1 pseudogene is annotated in these 905 nt (G+C 82.0%); it reads right to left on the bottom strand.

Annotation, left to right across the window (positions count from 1 at the left end):
- Positions 1-905, bottom strand: a pseudogene (locus JNW98_RS33755) (hypothetical protein); the annotation flags it as partial.

Genomic DNA, 905 nt, shown 5'->3' with positions numbered 1-905 from the left:
GATGACGTCCGGCGCGCCCGCCGACCGCAGCACGGCCGGGGAGTAGGGGGTGGTGGAGGCGTACGGCGTGTAGGGGGTGTAGGGGGTGTACGGGGCCGGGGGCGTCCCGGATCCGGCGGCGGCCGGGCCCGGCGCGGGGTCGCGCGCGGGACCGTGCGCGCCGGGGGAGGGAGCGTCCGGGTGGACGTCGGCGGAGGTCGGGATGTACGTCGGGGCGTAACCGGAAGGGGTGCCGGGGTCCCGGTACGGGCGCTCGGGCGGGGACGCGTCCGGCGTCCGCGCGGTGCCGGGCACTTCCCGGCTCGCGGACGCGTCCGGGCCCGCGGGGGCGGAGGACCGCGGTCCGGGCCCGGCGGCGGCGTGCGAGCCGGACGCCGTGTCCGGCCGGCCCGGAGTGGGGACCGGCCCGGACCCGGCCGGTGTCCTCGGCGCGGTGGTCCAGGGCTCCGTCGCCGCGCCGGCGCCCGCTCCCGGCCGGGGCGTCCCGGTGCCCCCGCCCCTGCCGGGGTCCGCGGCGGCTCCCGATCCGGCGCCTTCCGCCGCCGTCCCGTCCGACCGGTGCGCTCCCGGCGCCCCGGGAGCGGTGCCCGCACCGTCCGTCCCCCCGGTACCACGCTCACCGTAGTCACCGTCCGGGCGCCCCTGGGCGCGGAAAGCGGCCCCGGAGCCCGTCCCCGGCGTCCCGCCGGCCGTCGCAGCGGACGCCGCCGCGTCCAGCAGGCGCTGCGCCTCCACCGAGCCCATGCGCGTCCGCGGGTCCTTGCGGAGCAGCCCGAGCAGGAGCGGGGCGAGGGGGCCGGCGCGGCGGGGCGCGGGCGGGTCCTCGTGGACGACGGCCTGGAGCGTGCCCAGCGCCGAGGCGCGGCGGAACGGCGACATCCCCTCGACGGCCGCGTAGAGCGTGG

It is taken from the genome of Streptomyces huiliensis (assembly GCF_020037025.1).
In the GTDB taxonomy this organism is placed as follows: Bacteria; Actinomycetota; Actinomycetes; order Streptomycetales; family Streptomycetaceae; genus Streptomyces; species Streptomyces huiliensis.
The sequence above is the reverse complement of the archived record's forward strand: the minus strand, read 5'-3'. Positions and strand labels throughout refer to the sequence as shown.